Here is a 3,100-nt window from a genome sequence, read left to right on the forward strand (position 1 = left end):
CGATTGGAATAATCCATCGATGAACTACCTGTATCATAGAACATTTTTGTGCCCTGTGCCGTATGTCCACAAAGTAGGAATTAAGGGTAAAAATCGGAAATTTCCACGATTGCGGAAAGTGTGATATAATCCAGTTAAGCGGCAGAAATACAACCGCTGGAAAGGAGCGTGCGCCTATGAAAGGAGCAACTACCATACAGGAACGTCTTTGGGAACTCCGCAAGGACAAAGGCTTAAATTTGGAAGAATTATCAGAACTGACGGGCATTTCCAAATCAGCTCTTGGAAGTTATGAGAAAGAGGATTATAAGGAAATCAATCATGGCAACCTTATCACGCTGGCAGACTTCTATGAGGTTTCCGTTGATTATCTGCTGTGCCGGACAGAGAACCGGGAACAGATCAACACACCATTAACAGGGCTTCATTTGAACGATGAGATGGTGGCACTTTTGAAAAGCGGTCGAATTAACAACCGTCTGCTCTGTGAGCTTGCCACTCATAAGGATTTTATCAAGTTTCTTGCGGATATTGAGATTTATGTAGATGGGATTGCCACCATGCAGATTCAAAACCTCAACGCCCTTGTCGATACTGTCCGGCATGAAATCATTGAACGGTATCGCCCCGGCGAAGATGACCCCCATTTGAAAGTGCTACAAGCCGCCCATATCAGCGATGATGAATATTTCAGCCACATGGTGCTGGATGATCTCAACCTCATTATCCGGGATATTCGGGAAGCCCACAAAAAGGATAGTGAAAGTGCCCCACAGATCACCGTTGCCGATGAACTGAAAGAAAATCTGGAAGCGGTCGAAAATTTCAAGGGTAGTCGGGATGAAAAGCTGGTCATCCTTTATTGCAAGCAACTCGGTATCAACTATAAAAATCTGTCGGAAGAAGAATTCCGCTGGCTCATTCGGATTCTCAAAAAATCAAAGAAAATGGGAACGCCTATCAGCCAGAGGAAAAAACGGTAACAAAAAACCGCTGTTGCATGGTTGTGTTAGCTTCCATGTAGCAGCGGTTTATGCTGTGGTTATTCAGTTGAAATTTCAGAAAGACAGGCTGGAATTTATGAACTTAATGCCGTTACCAATGATAAATATCTTTCTGTCTTTTTCTTAATATCATCTTCACTAACACCATAATAGATATACAAATCTTTTGAAATTTTCTCAAACTGTTTCATTACTTTCTTGTTTCCAGAATAAGATATACCGAATATATTCCAAATATAATCTATCTCCATCTCAAGAGAATCATCACCGATTCTTATTTCATATAGATGAAAGTTCATAGGAATTACATTATCTGGCATTTCGGCAATCATTTCGCTTCGAGTCTTTATTTTACAAAAATATTCTCTGACAGATTCTTCATTAGAAACATCCGGCTTTGGAATATCCTTCATTTCACCTAAAACTTCTGGTTTATGCTGTAAAATCAAACTCTCCTTTAGGTTTTTTTGTTGTTCAATATATTTTCTCTCAGTTGAATTAGTTTCAATTAGATTGTAGGTATTCATTGCATATTGTACCAATTCATCAAGAGTATGTGAATCTGCAACCACTTTCTTCTCTACTATCTTACGTCTATATCTGTAGATAATATTTCGTATCCTTACTTTTAGAGGCTTTTTCCGTGTTCTGCCAGCTATAAAAATACTTGTTGGGCCATCTGCACCACCTATTATTGAAACTTCACTTTTGCTTTTTTCTTTCATAAGTGTTCATCCTCGCAAATTGGAATTTGACTAATCCTACATGTGCATCATATTACACTCATGTAATTATCCTCTACATAAACAGCTTTTCCATCAGCAAGCTTAATCTCATCTTTGCCGTTCGGTAATACTGTTGTTTCAGAACCATTCCAATGGGGGATAATAGGATTGTCAATAATATGTAATCCATCTGTTAAATTTCCCGCCGCATACATACTTCCTGCACTGATTCCGACATATATAAGTCCGTTTTTAATTGCATTATTAAGTATTCTATCAAAACCAGTTCTAGACATTTCACGACAAAGCACAGATACATCACCACCACTGACAAAAACAGCATCAAATTGGTTTAATTCTTCAAAAGTTAATAGCCTTGTAAGCATAAACGGGGTTGTAACATACGAAGAATAGGTTCTTTGATAGTCTTTTGAAAGAATTAATTCCAGATTGTACACTAATATATTTTCGTACTGAATTCCCATTAGAAAGAGTTCATGAAAACATATTGCAAGCGACTCTCTTGCACCATCTGTTTCAATGCCAGCTGTTGGAATATAAAGCACTTTCACATCCTTCGGACACTTTCCAATAATATCAAAGAATTTCTCTTTCATCTTATCGGTCAACCCTGCAGATGTAAGAAATAGATGTTTTCCATTCATATTCTTTTACCTCGTCAGTCGAGTAGACTTACACCTCACAATGTAAGCCCCTCACAGAACCGTACGTGCGGCTTTCCCGCATACGGCTCTTCATAATAATATTTACAGTCTCAAAACAAGCTGACATAAATCTTTGGCATTGCCAATGGATAATATTTCAGCATTTCAATGAATCCTTCTCTTGTATAACTCTTTCTGTCACTTCGTCTATTCAGCACCTTAAACAGAAGTTCTCTCACTTGTTGTTTGTAGTTTGAAATCATTCTGCCATTAAAACTTATGCCATAGTACCTATAATGGCCTATTAGTTTCAGATTTAGCATACCCATTAGTTTCTTTAGCGGTTGGTCTCTATTCGCATATAACCATACCTTGATGTCTCGAATTTTCTGTCTGAATTTCTTAGAGCTTGTCTTTGGCATTATATATGGCATGCCTTTGCGTGAACGCCCACAATAGAATGTGAATCCCAGAAAATCAAATGTTTGTAATCTGATACACTCACCGCTCTTTTGCTTTGCCCTTGCAATATAAGCACCGCTTTGTAAGAGACGACTTTTACTGTCTTCTAATTGCAAACCGAACTTTTCCATTCGTTCTTTAAGAAGCTTGTAGTAATTCTCTGCTTCCCATTTATATTGAAATCCTGCAACAAAGTAGGTAGACCCAAGGAACCTCCCCTTGAGTCCCCATCAGAACCGTACGT

Annotated in this window: 4 protein-coding genes; 1 reads left to right on the top strand and 3 read right to left on the bottom strand. The window is 38.3% G+C overall.

Annotated elements, in window-relative coordinates:
* Positions 1-176 precede the first annotated feature (176 nt).
* Entirely contained in the window at positions 177-983 is an 807-nt protein-coding gene (locus G4417_RS16330) for a helix-turn-helix domain-containing protein (protein ID WP_173684218.1), read from the top strand.
* A 95-nt stretch (positions 984-1,078) separates the two neighbouring features.
* On the opposite strand, the gene G4417_RS16335 is transcribed toward G4417_RS16330, so the two are convergent.
* From G4417_RS16335 to G4417_RS16345, 3 genes are all read right to left on the bottom strand, one after another.
* Positions 1,079-1,729, bottom strand: coding sequence for a hypothetical protein (locus G4417_RS16335; RefSeq protein WP_025579830.1), 651 nt, complete (start codon positions 1,727-1,729; stop codon positions 1,079-1,081).
* Positions 1,730-1,776: 47 nt separating this feature from the next.
* Positions 1,777-2,394, bottom strand: a complete 618-nt coding sequence (locus tag G4417_RS16340; protein WP_005930833.1) for a Type 1 glutamine amidotransferase-like domain-containing protein — start codon at positions 2,392-2,394, stop codon at positions 1,777-1,779.
* Between the two features lie 110 nt (positions 2,395-2,504).
* Entirely contained in the window at positions 2,505-2,987 is a 483-nt protein-coding gene (locus tag G4417_RS16345) for a group II intron maturase-specific domain-containing protein (RefSeq protein ID WP_242859416.1), read from the bottom strand.
* Positions 2,988-3,100: the final 113 nt, after the last annotated feature.

Origin of the sequence: Blautia wexlerae, assembly GCF_013300825.1 — a bacterium.
GTDB classification, from domain to species: domain Bacteria; phylum Bacillota; class Clostridia; order Lachnospirales; family Lachnospiraceae; genus Blautia_A; species Blautia_A wexlerae_B.

What these genes read in the sequence shown, in the direction of transcription:
- G4417_RS16340 (WP_005930833.1), bottom strand. Translation starts at nt 2,394, where the DNA reads ATGAATGGAAAACATCTATTTCTTACATCTGCAGGGTTGACCGATAAG.
- G4417_RS16330 (WP_173684218.1), top strand. Translation starts at nt 177, where the DNA reads ATGAAAGGAGCAACTACCATACAGGAACGTCTTTGGGAACTCCGCAAG.
- G4417_RS16345 (WP_242859416.1), bottom strand. Translation starts at nt 2,987, where the DNA reads ATGGAAAAGTTCGGTTTGCAATTAGAAGACAGTAAAAGTCGTCTCTTA.
- G4417_RS16335 (WP_025579830.1), bottom strand. Translation starts at nt 1,729, where the DNA reads ATGAAAGAAAAAAGCAAAAGTGAAGTTTCAATAATAGGTGGTGCAGAT.